At 71.9% G+C, this 14,905-nt stretch carries 14 protein-coding genes and 1 riboswitch; of the genes, 7 read left to right on the plus strand and 7 right to left on the minus strand.

Translation table 11 applies throughout. From position 1 onward, the window contains the following. Positions 1-97: 97 nt before the first annotated feature. Positions 98-210: riboswitch (TPP riboswitch) on the plus strand. The 5 genes from thiO (at position 207) to AB8O64_RS09980 (ending at position 5,605) form a co-directional block, all read left to right on the plus strand. Beyond that, positions 207-1,406, plus strand: coding sequence for a glycine oxidase ThiO (gene thiO / locus AB8O64_RS09960; RefSeq protein ID WP_370418816.1), 1,200 nt, complete (start codon positions 207-209; stop codon positions 1,404-1,406). Its footprint overlaps the riboswitch before it by 4 nt. Beyond that, positions 1,403-1,642 (plus strand): sulfur carrier protein ThiS, encoded by a 240-nt coding sequence (gene thiS / locus AB8O64_RS09965; RefSeq protein ID WP_370418817.1) that lies wholly within the window; start codon positions 1,403-1,405, stop codon positions 1,640-1,642. The genes thiO and thiS overlap by 4 nt, the downstream gene beginning before the upstream one ends. Positions 1,643-1,649: 7 nt before the next feature. Continuing rightward, a complete protein-coding gene (locus tag AB8O64_RS09970; RefSeq protein WP_370418818.1) occupies positions 1,650-2,444 on the plus strand; it encodes a thiazole synthase in 795 nt (264 codons plus the stop codon). Between the two features lie 266 nt (positions 2,445-2,710). Continuing rightward, positions 2,711-4,678 carry a Stk1 family PASTA domain-containing Ser/Thr kinase gene (gene pknB / locus AB8O64_RS09975; protein WP_370418819.1) on the plus strand — a complete coding sequence of 656 codons (1,968 nt, stop codon included), beginning with the start codon at positions 2,711-2,713 and terminating at the stop codon, positions 4,676-4,678. A gap of 27 nt (positions 4,679-4,705) precedes the next feature. Further along, the gene (locus AB8O64_RS09980) at positions 4,706-5,605 is read left to right on the plus strand and encodes a deoxyribonuclease IV (protein ID WP_370423835.1); all 900 of its coding nucleotides are present in this window, start codon (positions 4,706-4,708) and stop codon (positions 5,603-5,605) included. Positions 5,606-5,704: 99 nt separating this feature from the next. Here the strand turns inward: AB8O64_RS09980 and AB8O64_RS09985 are convergent, their stop codons facing one another. Further along, positions 5,705-6,328: a sulfite oxidase-like oxidoreductase gene (locus AB8O64_RS09985; RefSeq protein WP_356450984.1), complete on the minus strand. Its 624-nt coding sequence runs from the start codon at positions 6,326-6,328 to the stop codon at positions 5,705-5,707. A 153-nt stretch (positions 6,329-6,481) separates the two neighbouring features. On the opposite strand from AB8O64_RS09985, the gene bfr reads away from it, so the two are divergent. Further along, positions 6,482-6,961: a bacterioferritin gene (gene bfr, locus AB8O64_RS09990; RefSeq protein WP_130877354.1), complete on the plus strand. Its 480-nt coding sequence runs from the start codon at positions 6,482-6,484 to the stop codon at positions 6,959-6,961. 1 nt (position 6,962) lies between these two features. Here the strand turns inward: bfr and AB8O64_RS09995 are convergent, their stop codons facing one another. Beyond that, positions 6,963-7,217: a bacterioferritin-associated ferredoxin gene (locus tag AB8O64_RS09995; protein WP_370418820.1), complete on the minus strand. Its 255-nt coding sequence runs from the start codon at positions 7,215-7,217 to the stop codon at positions 6,963-6,965. Positions 7,218-7,336: 119 nt separating this feature from the next. Continuing rightward, complete coding sequence (locus AB8O64_RS10000) at positions 7,337-8,686, minus strand: class II 3-deoxy-7-phosphoheptulonate synthase (protein ID WP_356450988.1); 1,350 nt, start codon at positions 8,684-8,686, stop codon at positions 7,337-7,339. Between the two features lie 252 nt (positions 8,687-8,938). On the opposite strand from AB8O64_RS10000, the gene AB8O64_RS10005 reads away from it, so the two are divergent. Then, complete coding sequence (locus tag AB8O64_RS10005) at positions 8,939-10,861, plus strand: anthranilate synthase family protein (RefSeq protein ID WP_370418821.1); 1,923 nt, start codon at positions 8,939-8,941, stop codon at positions 10,859-10,861. Between the two features lie 91 nt (positions 10,862-10,952). Here AB8O64_RS10005 and AB8O64_RS10010 read toward each other — a convergent pair whose 3' ends face one another. The 4 genes from AB8O64_RS10010 to AB8O64_RS10025 all read right to left on the minus strand — a co-directional run bounded on the left by AB8O64_RS10010 (position 10,953) and on the right by AB8O64_RS10025 (position 14,790). Beyond that, complete coding sequence (locus tag AB8O64_RS10010) at positions 10,953-11,984, minus strand: 6-phosphofructokinase (protein WP_370418822.1); 1,032 nt, start codon at positions 11,982-11,984, stop codon at positions 10,953-10,955. Positions 11,985-12,024: 40 nt separating this feature from the next. Beyond that, positions 12,025-12,696 carry a response regulator transcription factor gene (locus AB8O64_RS10015; RefSeq protein ID WP_356457224.1) on the minus strand — a complete coding sequence of 224 codons (672 nt, stop codon included), beginning with the start codon at positions 12,694-12,696 and terminating at the stop codon, positions 12,025-12,027. 70 nt (positions 12,697-12,766) lie between these two features. Beyond that, positions 12,767-14,020, minus strand: a complete 1,254-nt coding sequence (gene macS / locus AB8O64_RS10020) for a MacS family sensor histidine kinase (protein WP_370418823.1) — start codon at positions 14,018-14,020, stop codon at positions 12,767-12,769. 23 nt (positions 14,021-14,043) lie between these two features. Beyond that, positions 14,044-14,790, minus strand: coding sequence for a 1-acyl-sn-glycerol-3-phosphate acyltransferase (locus AB8O64_RS10025; protein ID WP_207303895.1), 747 nt, complete (start codon positions 14,788-14,790; stop codon positions 14,044-14,046). Between the last annotated feature and the right edge of the window lie 115 nt (positions 14,791-14,905).

The raw sequence follows: 14,905 nt of genomic DNA on the forward strand, positions 1-14,905 counted from the left end.
TCACCGGGTTTGGCCGTCGGGGGCCGCGGAACGGTACGACGCTCCCCCGTCCGGCCGCCCTTCCGGTCCTTTCGCGGCGCGTACTAGGGTGGCCGTGCAAAGCACTCGCGGGAGCCCGGACGACCGGGCTGAGAGGGAGGCTGGACGGCCTCCGACCGTACGAACCTGATCCGGGTCATGCCGGCGAAGGGAGGAGCTGGACGCCCATGCACGCGTCTTCCACCATGCCTTTGAGTCGGGGCACGCCGTCGGACACCGTCTGCGACGTGCTCGTCGTCGGCGGCGGTGTCATCGGTCTCGTCACGGCGTGGCGCGCGGCGCAGCGCGGTCTGCGCACGGTCGTCGCGGACCCCGCGCCCGGCGGCGGCGCGGCCCTGGTCGCGGCGGGCATGCTCGCCGCCGTGACGGAGCTGCACCACGGCGAGCAGCGGCTGCTCGCCCTGAATCTGGCCTCCGCGCGGCGCTATCCGGCGTTCACGGCCGAGCTGGAGGAAGCGAGCGGCCAGGACACCGGCTACCGCGCCTGTGGCACGCTCGCCGTCGCCCTCGACGCCGACGACCGTGCCCATCTGCGTGAGCTGCACGCCCTCCAGCAGCGGTCCGGCCTGGACTCGCAGTGGCTGACGGGGCGCGAGTGCCGTCGGCTGGAGCCGATGCTCGCGCCGGGCGTGAGCGGTGGTCTGCGGGTGGACGGCGACCACCAGACCGATCCCCGGCGGCTCGCGAAGGCCCTGCTCACCGCCTGTGAGCGGGCGGGGGTGCGCTTCCACCGCGCGGAAGCGGTCCGCCTCGACGTCACGGCGGAGCGCGCCACCGGGGCTCATCTGGCCGACGGCACCCGGGTCGCCGCCGGGGCGACGGTGCTCGCCGCGGGGAGCCACAGCGGCCGTCTCGCGGGGATCCCCGAGCACGTCCTGCCCCCGGTCCGCCCGGTCAAGGGCCAGATCCTGCGGCTGCGGGTGCCCGGCCCGTACGCGCCCTTCCTCTCCCGGACCGTCCGGGCGGTCGTCCGCGGCTGCCCCGTCTATCTGGTGCCGCGCGAGAACGGCGAGCTGGTCGTCGGCGCCACGACGGAAGAGCTCGGCTGGGACACCACCGTGACCGCCGGCGGGGTGTACGAGCTGCTGCGCGACGCCCACGAGCTGGTGCCCGGCATCACCGAGCTGCCCCTGGTCGAGACCCGCGCCGGGCTGCGCCCCGGCTCCCCCGACAACGCGCCCCTGCTCGGCCCGACCGAGCTGCCCGGCCTCCTCACGGCCACCGGCCACCACCGCAACGGCATCCTGCTCACCCCGCTCACCGGCGAGGTGATGGCCGAGGTGCTGACCACCGGCCGGCTGCCCGAGACGGCCCTTCCCTTCTCCCCCCGACGCTTCTCGAACGCGCTCCAGGAGCTGCCCGCATGAACCCCACCGACCCCACCGACAGCCCCGCGGCCAACGTCGGCATCCACGTCAACGGCGAGCGCCGCGAGGTCCCCCGGGGGCTGACCCTCGACGGCCTCGTGGCCGCCCTGACCACCGCGCACGCGGGCGTGGCCGCCGCCGTCAACGAGACCGTCGTCCCCCGCGGCCAGTGGCCCGCCACGACGCTCGGCGACGGCGACCGCGTCGAGGTCCTCACCGCCGTGCAGGGGGGCTGATCCCCCCATGGCAGACGATCTGCTCACCATCGCGGGCACCGCGTTCTCCTCCCGGCTGATCATGGGAACGGGCGGGGCGCCCAGCCTCGACGTCCTCGAACGCGCGCTGCTCGCCTCCGGCACCGAGCTGACCACGGTCGCCATGCGCCGGCTGGACGCCGGTGTGCGGGGCTCGGTGCTCTCCGTCCTGGAGAAGCACGGCATCCGTGTGCTGCCGAACACGGCGGGCTGCTTCACCGCCGGCGAGGCGGTCCTCACCGCCCGGCTGGCCCGTGAGGCGCTCGGCACGGACTGGGTCAAGCTCGAAGTGATCGCCGACGAGCGCACCCTGCTGCCCGACCCGATCGAGCTGCTGGACGCCGCCGAGATCCTGGTGGACGAGGGCTTCACCGTCCTGCCGTACACCAACGACGACCCGGTCCTCGCCCGCAAGCTGGAGGACGTCGGCTGCGCCGCGATCATGCCCCTGGGCTCGCCCATCGGTTCCGGCCTCGGCATCCGCAACCCGCACAACTTCCAGCTGATCACCGAGCGCGCCAAGGTCCCGGTGATCCTCGACGCGGGCGCGGGCACAGCGTCCGACGCGGCGCTCGCGATGGAGCTGGGGTGCGCGGCGGTGATGCTCGCCTCGGCCGTGACCCGCGCCCAGGAGCCGGTCCTGATGGCGGAGGCCATGCGCCACGCAGTGCACGCGGGCCGCCTGGCCCACCGGGCGGGCCGCATCCCCCGCCGCCACTTCGCCGAGGCGTCTTCTCCTGCGGAGGGCTTGGCGGATTTCGACCCGGAGCGGCCGGCGTTCTGACGGGGCTCCGCCCCCCGGCCACCGACGGCGGGAGGCGCCGGGACGCGCAGGGGGGTTGGCGGGGCGTAAAGCGAGGCAGCCCCGCAACCCGGTAGCGGCCGGTGTGCCGCGCCGGAGCACCCCCGCCCCCGGGAGCAGCCCGGAATCGGGCAGCAACCCGATTTCGCAGGGGCAGCAGCCTGCCCAATGTCACTGTTCGGCTGCGGATGCCCGCCGCAGGCGCACCGCGTTCGACCTGCTCGTCGTGGCTCGTAGACTCGTGTGCCGTGGATACGACCCTGGGGGACCCGCTCGTCGGGCACGTGCTCGACAGCCGCTACCGCGTCGAGGCGCGGATCGCCGTCGGTGGCATGGCCACGGTCTACCGGGCCGTCGACACCCGGCTCGACCGTGTGCTCGCGCTGAAGGTGATGCATCCCGGCCTCGCCGCCGACGAGGCGTTCGTGGAGCGCTTCATCCGTGAGGCCAAGTCCGTGGCACGGCTCGACCACCCCAATGTGGTGGGCGTCTTCGACCAGGGCACCGACGGCGCCTATGTCTATCTGGCGATGGAGTACGTGGCCGGCTGCACACTGCGCGACGTGCTGCGCGAGCGCAAGGCGCTCCAGCCGCGTGCCGCGCTCGACATCGCGGAGCCCGTGCTGGCCGCGCTCGGCGCCGCGCATCTGGCCGGGCTGGTGCACCGGGACATGAAGCCGGAGAACGTGCTGATCGGCGACGACGGCCGGGTCAAGGTCGCCGACTTCGGGCTCGTGCGGGCCGTCGACACCAACACCACGACCGACAGCGGCTCCGTGCTGGGCACCGTGTCGTATCTCGCGCCCGAGCAGCTGGAGCACGGCACCGCGGACACCCGCGCGGACGTCTACGCCTGTGGCGTCGTCCTCTACGAGATGCTCACCGGTGCCAAGCCGCACACCGGCAGCACCCCCGCGCAGGTCCTCTACCGGCACCTCCACGAGGACGTGCCGCCGCCGTCGGCGGCCGTCCCGGGGCTGGCGGCCGAGCTGGACGCCCTCGTGGCCGCCGCGACCGCGCGCGACCCGGGGCTGCGGCCGGCCGACGCGATCGCGCTGCTGGGGCTGGTCCGCGGGGTGCGCGAGAGCCTGACCGACGAGCAGCTGGACGTGGTGCCGCCGCAGGCCGCGGACGGGGGCCGCGCCGCGGAGCCGGGCCCGGACCACGTCGGTTCCGAGGACCGTACGAGCGTGATCCCGCGGACCGCCGCGGCGCCGCCCGCGCCCGCCCCGGACGATCAGCTCAACCACACCACGCGGCTGGAGCACGTGCCCGCGCCGCCGCCCCCGCCGGTGCCCCCGGGCGACGTGCCGCGCCCGGGCCGGCCGCGGCCCCGGTGGGGGCTGATCGCCGCGCTCGCCGCCGTGCTGCTGGTGCTGGCGGGCTCGGGCGTCTGGTACATCAACTCCGGCCAGTTCACGAAGGTCCCGGCCGTCCTGGACATGACGCGGGAGAAAGCCGAGCAGGAGCTGCGCGCGGCCGGTCTCGGGGTGAAGGTCAAGGAGGAGGTCAGCGACACGATCGAGCGCGGTCATGTCATCTCCACCGACCCCGGGCCGGGCGGGCGCATCCGCAACACCGGCAAGGTGACGATCGTCCTGTCCAAGGGCCCCGCCAGGGCCGAGGTGCCCAATGTCGTGGGCATGCCCTTCGGCGCCGCGAAGCGGAAGATCGAGGCCGCGGGGCTGGCGGTCGGCGAGGTCGGCCGGCAGTTCAGCGGTGAGACCCCGCAGGACGCGGTGCTCGCGACCGACCCGAAGCCGGGCGTGGAGCGCCGGCCGGGCACGGCCGTCGCCCTGACCGTCAGCAAGGGCGAGGCACTGGACGTGCCGGACGTGAGCGGGCTGTCCATCGGCGACGCCACGTCCGCGCTGGAGGGCCGTGGCTTCAAGGTCAAGGTCGCGGACGACCCCGTCTTCTCCGACAAGGAGAAGGGCGCGGTGGCCGGCCAGTCCCCCGCCAGGGGCGAGCGGGCGGCCAAGGGCGACACCGTCACCATCACGGTCTCCAAGGGCAAGGAGATGGTCGAGGTCCCCGACGTCACCGGCCGCAGCGAGGCCGACGCCAAGCGGGCGCTGACCGCCGCGGGCTTCGCGGTGAAGGTGGACCGGCCGTTCCTCTTCCCCCGGGACTCGGTCGAGGGCCAGTCGGTCAAGGGCGGCGACAAGGCCCCCAAGGGCGACACCATCATCATCCGCCTCAAGGGCGGTCTCTGAGCCATGACCGAGGCCATGAACGACGCCATGAACGAGGCTGTGGACGAACTGCTGTCCGCGCGTACCCGTAACCCCGTCGGCGGCCATATCCCGGTGGCCGGCGGGCTGGCCAAGGTCGGTCTGCCGTACGCCCGGGAGATGGGCGCCGAGGCCGTGCAGGTCTTCGTCGCCAATCCGCGCGGCTGGGCGACCCCGGTCGGCAACGCCCGGCAGGACGAGGAATTCCGGGCCGCGTGCGCGGCCGAGTCCCTCCCCGTCTTCGTCCACGCCCCCTACCTGATCAACTTCGGGTCGCACACCGAGGCGACGGCGGAGAAGTCCGTGGAGTCGATGCGGCACTCGCTGCGCCGGGGGCGGGCGATCGGGGCGCGCGGCGTCGTCGTGCACACCGGCTCGGCGACCGGCGGCCGGCCCCGTCGCGAGGCCCTGGCGCAGGTCCACGAGCGGCTGCTGCCGCTGCTGGACGAGCTGACCCACGACGACGACCCGTGGCTGCTGCTGGAGCCGACGGCCGGTCAGGGCGCGTCCCTCTGCTCACTGGTGGCGGATCTCGGCCCGTACTTCGAGGCGCTGGAGCACCACCCCAAGCTCGGGGTCTGCCTGGACACCTGCCATGTCTTCGCGGCGGGTCACGACCTCGCCGAGACCGGCGGGATGAAGCAGACGCTCGACGAGCTGGTCTCCGTCGTGGGCGAGGGCCGGCTGCGGCTGATCCACGCGAACGACTCCCAGGAGGCCGTCGGCGCGCACCGGGACCGGCACGAGAACATCGGTTCCGGCCATATCGGCGCCGAGCCCTTCGCGGAGCTGTTCACGCACCCGGCGACCGAGGGGGTGCCGCTGACGATCGAGACACCGGGCGGCAAGGAGGGGCACGCCGCGGACGTGGCGCGGCTGAAGGAGCTACGGGACGGCTGCGCCGGCTAGGCGGTGTCCGGTGGCACAGGCACGCGGGGTCCGCAGGCCGTGTCGTCCGCACCACCGCTGCGCGGCGGTGTCCTCGAACGCCGGACGGGCTGGAAAGCGTCACAGCTCCGGGCCGTCGCCGGGTTCCTCCTGGTAGGAGTAGCGCTGTTCGCGCCAGGGGTCGCCGACGTTGTGATAGCCGCGCTCTTCCCAGAAGCCCCGGCGGTCGGCGGTCATGTATTCGACGCCGCGCACCCATTTCGGGCCCTTCCAGGCATACAGGTGCGGTACGACGAGCCGGACCGGGAAGCCGTGCTCGGCGGTGAGCGGTTCGCCGTCCTTGTGGGTGGCGAAAATGGTCTGCTCGGCGGTGAAATCGGCAAGCCGCAGATTTGAGCTGAAACCGTACTCGGCCCACACCATCACATGCGTGACCTCGGGTGCGGGCGGTGCGAGTTCGAGGATCGTCCGGGCCGAAACTCCACCCCATTCGGCGCCGAGCATGCTGTACTTCGTAACGCAATGCAGATCCGCGACGACCGTCGAATACGGCAGGGCGGAGAAGTCCTCATGGTTCCAGCAGTGCTTGTCACCGTCGGCGGTCGAACCGAAGACGCGGAACTCCCAGCGGTCGGCCTTGAACTTCGGCACCGGTCCGTAGTGCGTCACCGGCCAGCCGCGCTGGAGACGCTGCCCCGGAGGCAGCTGAAGATGTTCCCCTTTGCGGCTTTCCGACTGACCCATGGGTCCATGGTGTCAGACCTTCCGGTGTGGTGATGACCAGGGGTTCCGCTATTGGGGCAACTCCCACTAAGTGTGCACTTACTGGACGCTTTCGAGGGGCGGTGCGAGGATGCGGCCTACCTGCCAGTCATCCTCTTGGAAGGAGCCTCTGCAATGCAGGGCGACCCCGAGGTCATCGAATTTCTCAATGAGCAGCTGACTGCCGAGCTGACGGCCATCAACCAGTACTTCCTGCACGCGAAGATGCAGGAGAACTTCGGCTGGCCCAAGCTCGCCAAGCACACCCGGGCCGAGTCGTTCGACGAGATGAAGCACGCGGAGATCCTGACCGACCGGATCCTGTTCCTGGACGGGCTGCCGAACTACCAGCGGCTCTTCCACGTCCGGATCGGGCAGACGGTGACCGAGATGTTCCAGGCCGACCGGCAGGTGGAGGTCGAGGCCATCGACCGCCTCAAGCGCGGCGTGGAGGTCATGCGGGCCAAGGGCGACATCACCTCGGCGAACATCTTCGAGTCGATCCTCGAGGACGAGGAGAGCCACATCGACTATCTCGACACCCAGCTGGATCTGGTCGAGAAGCTCGGCGAGCCGCTCTACCTCGCCCAGCTGATCGAGCAGCCGGACAGCTGAGTCAGGCCGCCTGCGCCTCGGGTATCGGGGTCAGCCCGGCGCTGAGCACCTCCGGGTCGCCCTGGTCGGCGAGCTCCCGGCGGGGGCACGCGCCACGCCCGAGGATGCCCTGGATACGGCGGACACAGCTGCCGCAGTCGGTGCCGGCCTTGCTCACGGAGGCTATCTGGCGGGGGGTGCACGCCCCCCGGTCCGCGTGCTCGCGCACCTGCTGCTCGGTGATCCCGAAACATGAGCAGACGTACACGCGGTTCACCGCCTCACCGGGTTGATCAATAAGGTTACCCTTACCTTACCCGGCCCGGTCGGGGATTAACAACGCAGTGGGGCGCGGATCACTTCGATCCGCGCCCCACTGTTCGTTCTGCCGGGTTCTTACTGGTCCCGGTACATTTCCGCGACCAGGAACGCCAGGTCCAGGGACTGGCTGCGGTTGAGGCGCGGGTCGCACGCCGTCTCGTAGCGCTGGTGCAGATCGTCGACGAAGATCTCGTCGCCGCCGCCCACGCACTCCGTGACGTCGTCGCCGGTCAGCTCCACGTGGATGCCGCCCGGGTGGGTGCCGAGGCTCTTGTGGACCTCGAAGAAGCCCTTGACCTCGTCGAGCACGTCGTCGAAGCGGCGGGTCTTGTGGCCCGAGGCCGCCTCGAAGGTGTTGCCGTGCATCGGGTCGCTGATCCAGACGACCTGCGCACCGGACGCCGTGACCTTCTCGACCAGGGTCGGGAGCTTGTCCCGGATCTTGTCGGCACCCATACGGGTGATGAAGGTGAGCCGGCCCGGCTCGCGCTCGGGGTCGAGCCGCTCGATGAGGGTCAGCGCGTCCTCGGGCGTCGTCGTCGGACCGAGCTTCACCCCGATCGGGTTACGGATCTTCGACGCGAACTCGATGTGCGCGCCGTCGAGCTGCCGGGTGCGCTCACCGATCCACACCATGTGGCCCGAGACGTCGTACAGATCGCCGGTGCGCGAGTCGACACGGGTCAGCGCCGACTCGTAGTCGAGGACGAGCGCCTCGTGCGACGAGAAGAACTCGACCGTCTTGAACTCCTCCGGGTCCACCCCGCAGGCGTTCATGAAGTTCATCGCGCGGTCGATCTCACGGGCGAGCGCCTCGTAGCGCTGGCCGGAGGGGGACGACTTCACGAAGTCCTGGTTCCAGGCGTGCACCTGGCGCAGGTCGGCGTAGCCACCGGTGGTGAAGGCGCGGACCAGGTTCAGGGTGGAGGCGGAGGCGTTGTACATCCGCTTCAGCCGCTGCGGGTCCGGCGTACGGGCTTCCGGGGTGAAGGCGAAGCCGTTGACGGAGTCGCCGCGGTAGGTCGGCAGGGTCACGCCGTCGCGGGTCTCGGTCGGCTTCGAGCGGGGCTTGCTGTACTGGCCGGCGATGCGGCCGACCTTCACGACGGGCACCGACCCGGCGTAGGTCAGCACCGCGCCCATCTGCAGGAGCGTCTTCAGCTTGTTGCGGATCTGGTCGGCGCCGACGGCATCGAAGGCCTCGGCGCAGTCGCCGCCCTGGAGCAGGAACGCCTCACCACGGGCGACGGCTCCCAGGCGCTGACGCAGCTGGTCGCACTCGCCCGCGAAGACGAGCGGCGGATAGGACTCGAGCTCGGCGATCACATCGCGCAGAGCCTCTTGATCCGGCCAGTCAGGCTGCTGCGCCGCGGGCAGGGAGCGCCAGGTGTTGCCACCGGCGTGGAGTTCAGCGTTCACGGTCACACTCCAACATTACGGGGTCGATGCATCTGTCCATCCGCCGGGACCGACATCTGAGACGGTCCACACTCGGATGTCGGGGTTCCGGTAGGGTGCGCAGCATGTTCGCGCCGATGACCCAGAACTGGTGGTGGACCGCTCTCAGGCGGCCCACTGATCGCGCGTAGCAGCACACTCACCGCGAAGGCCGCCCCGAGGGGCGGCCTTCCGTGTTTCACGGGCCGTTCCCTCCTCTCACCGGAAGGAACCCCTCAGATGCCCGACACCTCCGCTCTCCTCGCACGGCTGACCGACCCCGCCTGCCCGCCCTTCGCCCTGCTGCGCCGCCGCACCCCCGGCCACCCGGCCGGCACCGGGGAGGACGGCGTCGAGCTGCTGCTCGGTCCGGTGGGCGAGACCGGTCGCCTCGCCGACATCCCCTTGCCGTCCGGTGCCCCCGCCGGGGGCGGCCCCGCGCACGACGCGCTCGCGCTCGTGCCGTTCCGGCAGATCCGCGAGCGCGGCTTCGAGGTCCGCGACGACGGGACGCCGCTGCTGGTGCTGCGGCCCGAGGAGTCCTACGAGCTGCCGCTCGCCGAGGTCCTCGCCGCGCTGCCCGCGCACGAGGTGCGGGTCGACGGCGGGGCCTTCGACGTGAGCGACGAGGAGTACGCGGGGATCGTCGAGCGGGTGATCGAGGACGAGATCGGGACGGGCGAAGGGGCCAATTTCGTCATCCGGCGGACCTTCGAGGGCGAGATCCACGGCTTCGGGGCAGCCGACGCACTGGCCCTCTTCCGGCGGCTGCTGGCCGGCGAGCGCGGCGCGTACTGGACGTACGTCGTGCACACGGGCGACCGGACGCTGGTGGGGGCGAGCCCCGAGGTGCACGTGCGGATGTCGGGCGGGACGGTCGTGATGAACCCGATCAGCGGCACGTACCGCTACCCCGCCGGGGGCCCCACACCCGAGGGGCTGCTGGCCTTCCTGCACGACCGCAAGGAAGTGGAGGAGCTGTCCATGGTGGTGGACGAGGAGCTGAAGATGATGTGCACGGTCGGCGACATGGGCGGCGTGGTGGTCGGCCCCCGGCTCAAGGAGATGGCCCACCTCGCGCACACCGAGTACGAGCTGCGCGGGCGCTCCTCGCTGGACGTACGGGACGTGCTGCGGGAGACGATGTTCGCGGCGACCGTGACCGGCTCGCCGGTGCAGAACGCCTGCCGGGTCATCGGGCGCTACGAGCCGCAGGGGCGCGGCTACTACGCGGGGGCGCTCGCCCTCATCGGCCGGGACGCGGCGGGCACGCAGACCCTCGACTCGCCGATCCTCATCCGGACCGCCGACATCGACCGGCGCGGCCGGCTGCGGGTGGCCGTCGGCGCCACGCTCGTACGCCACTCCGACCCGGCCGGCGAGGTCGCCGAGACACACGCCAAGGCCGCCGGCGTGCTCGCGGCGCTCGGCGTCCGCGCCGCACGGGGGTCCGCGCCGGCGGGGCCCTGTGCCCGGCTCGGTGACGACCCCCGCGTAAGGGCCGCGCTCGACGCCCGGCGCGCGGACCTGGCGCCGTTCTGGCTGCGCATGCAGACCACGTCGTCGACGGCGAAGCTGTCGGGGCACGCGCTCGTCGTCGACGGCGAGGACACCTTCACGGCGATGCTGGCGCATCTGCTGCGCACCTCGGGGCTGACCGTCACCGTGCGCCGCTACGACGAGCCGGGCCTGCGGGACGCGGCGCTGCGCCACGAGGGGCCCGTGGTGCTGGGGCCGGGCCCCGGGAATCCGTCGGACGCGGCCGACCCCAGGATGCGGCTGCTGCGCGGGCTGGCGGCGGAGCTGCTGCGCGAGCACCGGCACGGGGTGCTGGGGGTGTGCCTGGGCCATGAGCTGATCGCGGCGGAGCTGGGCCTGGACATCGTCCGCAAGACGGACCCGGCCCAGGGGGCGCAGCAGCGGATCGACTTCTTCGGGCGCCCGGAGACGGTCGGCTTCTACAACACGTTCACGGCACGCTGCACGGACACGGCCCAGGAAGAGCTGGCGATGCACCGGGTGGAGGTCAGCCGGGACTCCTCCGGCGAGGTGCACGCGGTGCGCGGCCCCGGCTTCGCGGGGGTGCAGTTCCACCCGGAGTCGGTGCTGACCCTGAACGGCGCGACGATCGTGGCGGACCTGCTGGCGTCGGTGCTGGTCTGAGAACGTCTTTGTCCTCAATCGCCGGGCAGGCTCCGTGGAGCCCGTCCGGCGATTGAGGACAGTCCTTCGGCTCCCGGCGGTAGCCGGGGTCTCAGCCGAACAGAAGCTTCGCTTCCTCGTACCGATCAGCCGGCACCGTCTTCAACCGGGCCGTCGCCTCGCCGAGAGGCACCCGCACGATGTCGGTGCCGCGCAGCGCCACCATCGTCCCGAAGTCGCCGTCCCGCACCGCGGAGATCGCGTGCAGCCCGAACCGGGTCGCCAGCCACCGGTCGAACGCGCTCGGGGTGCCACCGCGCTGGACGTGGCCCAGCACTATCGTGCGCGCCTCCTTGCCGGTGCGGCTCTCGATCTGCCCCGCCAGCCACTCCCCCACCCCGGAGAGGCGGACGTGGCCGAAGGCGTCCTGCGCGGCGGCGTCCTTGAGGACGAGGTCGCCGTCCTTCGGCATGGCGCCCTCCGCGACGACGACGATCGGCGCGTAGCTGGCGCGGAAGCGGGAGGTGACCCAGCCGCACACCTCGTCGAGGTCGAAGCGGTACTCGGGGACGAGGATGACGTTGGCGCCGCCGGCCATGCCGGAGTGCAGGGCGATCCAGCCCGCGTGCCGGCCCATGACCTCCACGACGAGGACGCGCATGTGCGATTCGGCGGTGGTGTGCAGCCGGTCGATGGCCTCCGTGGCGATGTTGACCGCGGTGTCGAAGCCGAAGGTGTAGTCCGTGGCGGAGAGGTCGTTGTCGATGGTCTTGGGGACGCCGACGCACCGGATGCCGTACTCGGCGCAGAGCCGGGCGGCGACACCGAGGGTGTCCTCGCCGCCGATGGCGATCAGGGCGTCCACCCGGTCCTTGGCGAGGTTGTCCTTGATCCGGCGGACGCCGTCCGCTTCGTTGAAGGGGTTGGTCCGCGACGATCCGAGCACGGTGCCACCGCGCGGCAGGATGCCGCGCACGGCGGGGATGTCGAGACGCGTCGTCGCGCCCTGGAGCGGCCCGCGCCAACCGTCCTTGTAGCCGAGGAATTCGTAGTCGTACCGCTGGACGCCCTTGCGGACGACGGCGCGGATGACCGCGTTGAGCCCGGGGCAGTCACCGCCACCGGTCAGTACTCCGACCCGCATGACACCTTCCCTTCAGCCGGGTACGCCCGGCCGCGAAGGGTCAGGCGTCGTCGAGACCTCGCTCTATCGCGTAGCGCACCAGCTCCACGCGGTTGTGCAACTGGAGCTTGCCCAAGGTGTTCTGAACATGGTTCTGCACCGTGCGGTGGGAAATAACCAGCCGCTCGGCGATCTGTTTGTAGGAGAGGCCCTTGGCGACCAGGCGCAGCACCTCGGTCTCCCGGTCGGTGAGCCGGGGAGCCTTCGGCTCGTCGGGGGCGGCGGGGGCCGGGTCGGAGGCGAGCCGGCGGTACTCGCCGAGCACCAGTCCGGCCAGCCCCGGGGTGAAGACGGGGTCGCCGACGGCGGTCCGGCGCACGGCGTCCACCAGCTCGTCCGTGCTGGCCGACTTCAGCAGATAGCCGGTCGCCCCGGACTTCACCGCCTCCAGGACGTCCGCGTGCTCGCCGCTGGCGGAGAGCACCAGGACGCGCAGCGCGGGGTTCTCCCCGACCAGTTCCTTGCAGACGGCCACGCCGGGCAGACCGGGCAGATTGAGGTCCAGGACGAGGACGTCGGGGGCCACGGCCTGGGCGCGCCGGACCGCCTGCGGGCCGTCGCCGGCGGTGGCCACGACATCGAACCCGGCGGCGGCCAGATCGCGGGCGACCGCGTCCCGCCACATGGGGTGGTCGTCGACCACCATGACCCGTACGGCCTGCTCTTCACTCATCGGACTTCACTCATCGCTCGTCACCCGCACCGGGCTCGTTTCCCCCGGTGCCTTCCCTTGCGGTTTCCGCTCACGCGCCCGCGCGCGGAACTCTCAGTTCGACTTCGGTGCCCTGCCCCGGCACCGACACCAGCTCCGCGCTGCCGCCCAGGTCCCGCAGCCGGCCGCGGATCGACAGCGCGACCCCCATCCGCCCCTCCCGTTCGGCGTCCGCCAGCCGGCCCTCGGCGATGCCCGGGCCGTCGTCCCGCACGGTGACGATCACCTCGCCGGGCTCGTCCTCCAGCAGGATCCAGGCCCGCGCGCCGTCGCCGGCGTGCTTGGCCACATTGTCCAGCGCGGCGCCGACCGCCGCCGCCAGTTCCGCCGCGGCGGCCGCCTCCAGCAGGACGGGCGTACCGGGTCCGGCGAAGGAGACGGTGGCCCCGGCGTACGGGGCGAGGAGCGCCGCGAGGTCGCAGGGGCCCGACGGCGCGGCGGCCGGGGCGGGGGTGACCGTGCGTACCAGCTCGGCGTCCTCGGCGAGCTGGGCGGCCGAGCGCTGCGGGGGCAGCAGACCGCCGGCGACGAGGGTGCGCAGGGCGATCTCCTGCTCACCCGCCATCCGGCCCAGCTCGGCGGCCTCGCCGCCGATCGCGGCGCCCCGGCGCTGCACCATGGCCAGCACCTGGAGGACGCCGTCGTGGATGTCGCGGGCCAGCCGCTCGCGCTCGCGGGTCGCCGCCTCGATCTGGAGGGCACGGGCGAGCGTGCGCTCACTGGCCCGGGCCACCTCGACGATGTAGCCGATGGCGATGCTGGAGACCCACACCAGCAGCACGTTGTGGACCGTGTCGCGGGCGGCGCCGCCGCGCTCGACGAGGTTAGCGACGGCCACGAGGGTCGAGCCGACGGCCGCCCAGCGCCAGCCGCCCTTGATGGCGCAGCCCAGCACGGCGCCGCCCGCCCAGATGGACGGCAGGGTGGCCGCGCCGCTCGCGATGCGCTCGGGGGAGTCGATGACGGAGGTGAGCAGGATTCCGGCCAGCGCGATGGTGAGATCGGCGGCCAGGAACCGCTTGGTGCACCGCTCGGGTGCCGTGACCCGGTTCCAGGTCAGCAGCATCCATACGGTGAGCGCGCCCATGTAGAGGGCGGCGCCGAGCGGGTGCGCGTACTCCCGGTAGTTGAGGAAGAAGAGCGCGAGGGCGTAGCCGAGGGTGATGATCCGGTAGCCGGTCAGCGCGCGCCACAGCGGCAGCTCCACGGACATGCGGACGGCGCGCGGGCGCCTGCCGCCCGGTGCGCGCGATATGCCCGGTGCCGCGCGAGTCCCCTGAGTCATCGACCCCACCCCCCGCCGGGCGCTCAGGCCTCGGGCTGCTTGCCGGCCTTGTCGAGTCCGGCCGCCTTCGCGGCCTTCTCCTCCTCGGCCTTCCGCTTGGCCTCTTCCGCGATCTGCCGCTTGGCCGCCGTCGCGTAGATGTCGACGTACTCCTGGCCGGACAGCTCCATGATCTTGTACATGACCTCGTCGGTCACCGAACGCAGGATGAAGCGGTCGCCGTCCATGCCGTGGTAGCGGCTGAAGTCGAGCGGCTCACCGATCCGGATGCCCGGGCGGATCATCTTCGGCAGCACCTTCCCGGGCGGCTGCACCTTCTCCGTGTCGATCATCGCGACGGGGATCACGGGCGCACCGGACAGCAGCGCCACCCGGGCGAGCCCGCCGGGCTTGCCGCGGTAGAGACGGCCGTCCGGGGAACGGGTGCCCTCCGGGTAGATGCCGAACAGCTCACCGCGCTCCAGCACCTCGATGCCGCTCTTGATCGCGGCCTCGCCCGCGCCGCGGCCGCCCGAGCGGTCGACGGGGAGCTGGCCGACGCCCTTGAAGAAGGCGGCCGTCAGCTTCCCCTTGACCCCCGGGGAGGTGAAGTATTCCTGCTTCGCGATGAAGGTGACCTTCCGGTCGAGCACCGCGGGAAGGAAGAAGGAGTCCGAGAAGGACAGGTGGTTGCTCGCCAGGATCGCGGGCCCCTCGGCCGGGATGTTCTCCAGACCCTCCACCCACGGCCGGAAGGCAAGCTTCAGCGACCCGCCGATGGACAGCTTCATAGCGCCGTAGAACAACCCAGAACCTCCTGTAGTGACGAGGAGACCTTAACCTGCCTACCCGCCGTGCGGCGCTCCGCGTACGCTGAGGGCCAGACCCCTTTTTCCCGTTCCATCG

Source organism: Streptomyces sp. QH1-20 (assembly GCF_041283565.1).
Taxonomy (GTDB): Bacteria; Actinomycetota; Actinomycetes; order Streptomycetales; family Streptomycetaceae; genus Streptomyces; species Streptomyces syringius.

Excerpts from the sequence above, each read along its gene's own strand:
- thiO (WP_370418816.1), top strand. The coding sequence starts at position 207 with ATGCACGCGTCTTCCACCATGCCTTTGAGTCGGGGCACGCCGTCGGAC.
- thiS (WP_370418817.1), top strand. The coding sequence starts at position 1,403 with ATGAACCCCACCGACCCCACCGACAGCCCCGCGGCCAACGTCGGCATC.
- AB8O64_RS09970 (WP_370418818.1), top strand. The coding sequence starts at position 1,650 with ATGGCAGACGATCTGCTCACCATCGCGGGCACCGCGTTCTCCTCCCGG.
- AB8O64_RS09980 (WP_370423835.1), top strand. The coding sequence starts at position 4,706 with ATGAACGAGGCTGTGGACGAACTGCTGTCCGCGCGTACCCGTAACCCC.
- AB8O64_RS09985 (WP_356450984.1), bottom strand. The coding sequence starts at position 6,328 with ATGGGTCAGTCGGAAAGCCGCAAAGGGGAACATCTTCAGCTGCCTCCG.
- bfr (WP_130877354.1), top strand. The coding sequence starts at position 6,482 with ATGCAGGGCGACCCCGAGGTCATCGAATTTCTCAATGAGCAGCTGACT.
- AB8O64_RS10005 (WP_370418821.1), top strand. The coding sequence starts at position 8,939 with ATGCCCGACACCTCCGCTCTCCTCGCACGGCTGACCGACCCCGCCTGC.
- AB8O64_RS10010 (WP_370418822.1), bottom strand. The coding sequence starts at position 11,984 with ATGCGGGTCGGAGTACTGACCGGTGGCGGTGACTGCCCCGGGCTCAAC.
- AB8O64_RS10015 (WP_356457224.1), bottom strand. The coding sequence starts at position 12,696 with ATGAGTGAAGAGCAGGCCGTACGGGTCATGGTGGTCGACGACCACCCC.
- macS (WP_370418823.1), bottom strand. The coding sequence starts at position 14,020 with ATGACTCAGGGGACTCGCGCGGCACCGGGCATATCGCGCGCACCGGGC.
- AB8O64_RS10025 (WP_207303895.1), bottom strand. The coding sequence starts at position 14,790 with ATGAAGCTGTCCATCGGCGGGTCGCTGAAGCTTGCCTTCCGGCCGTGG.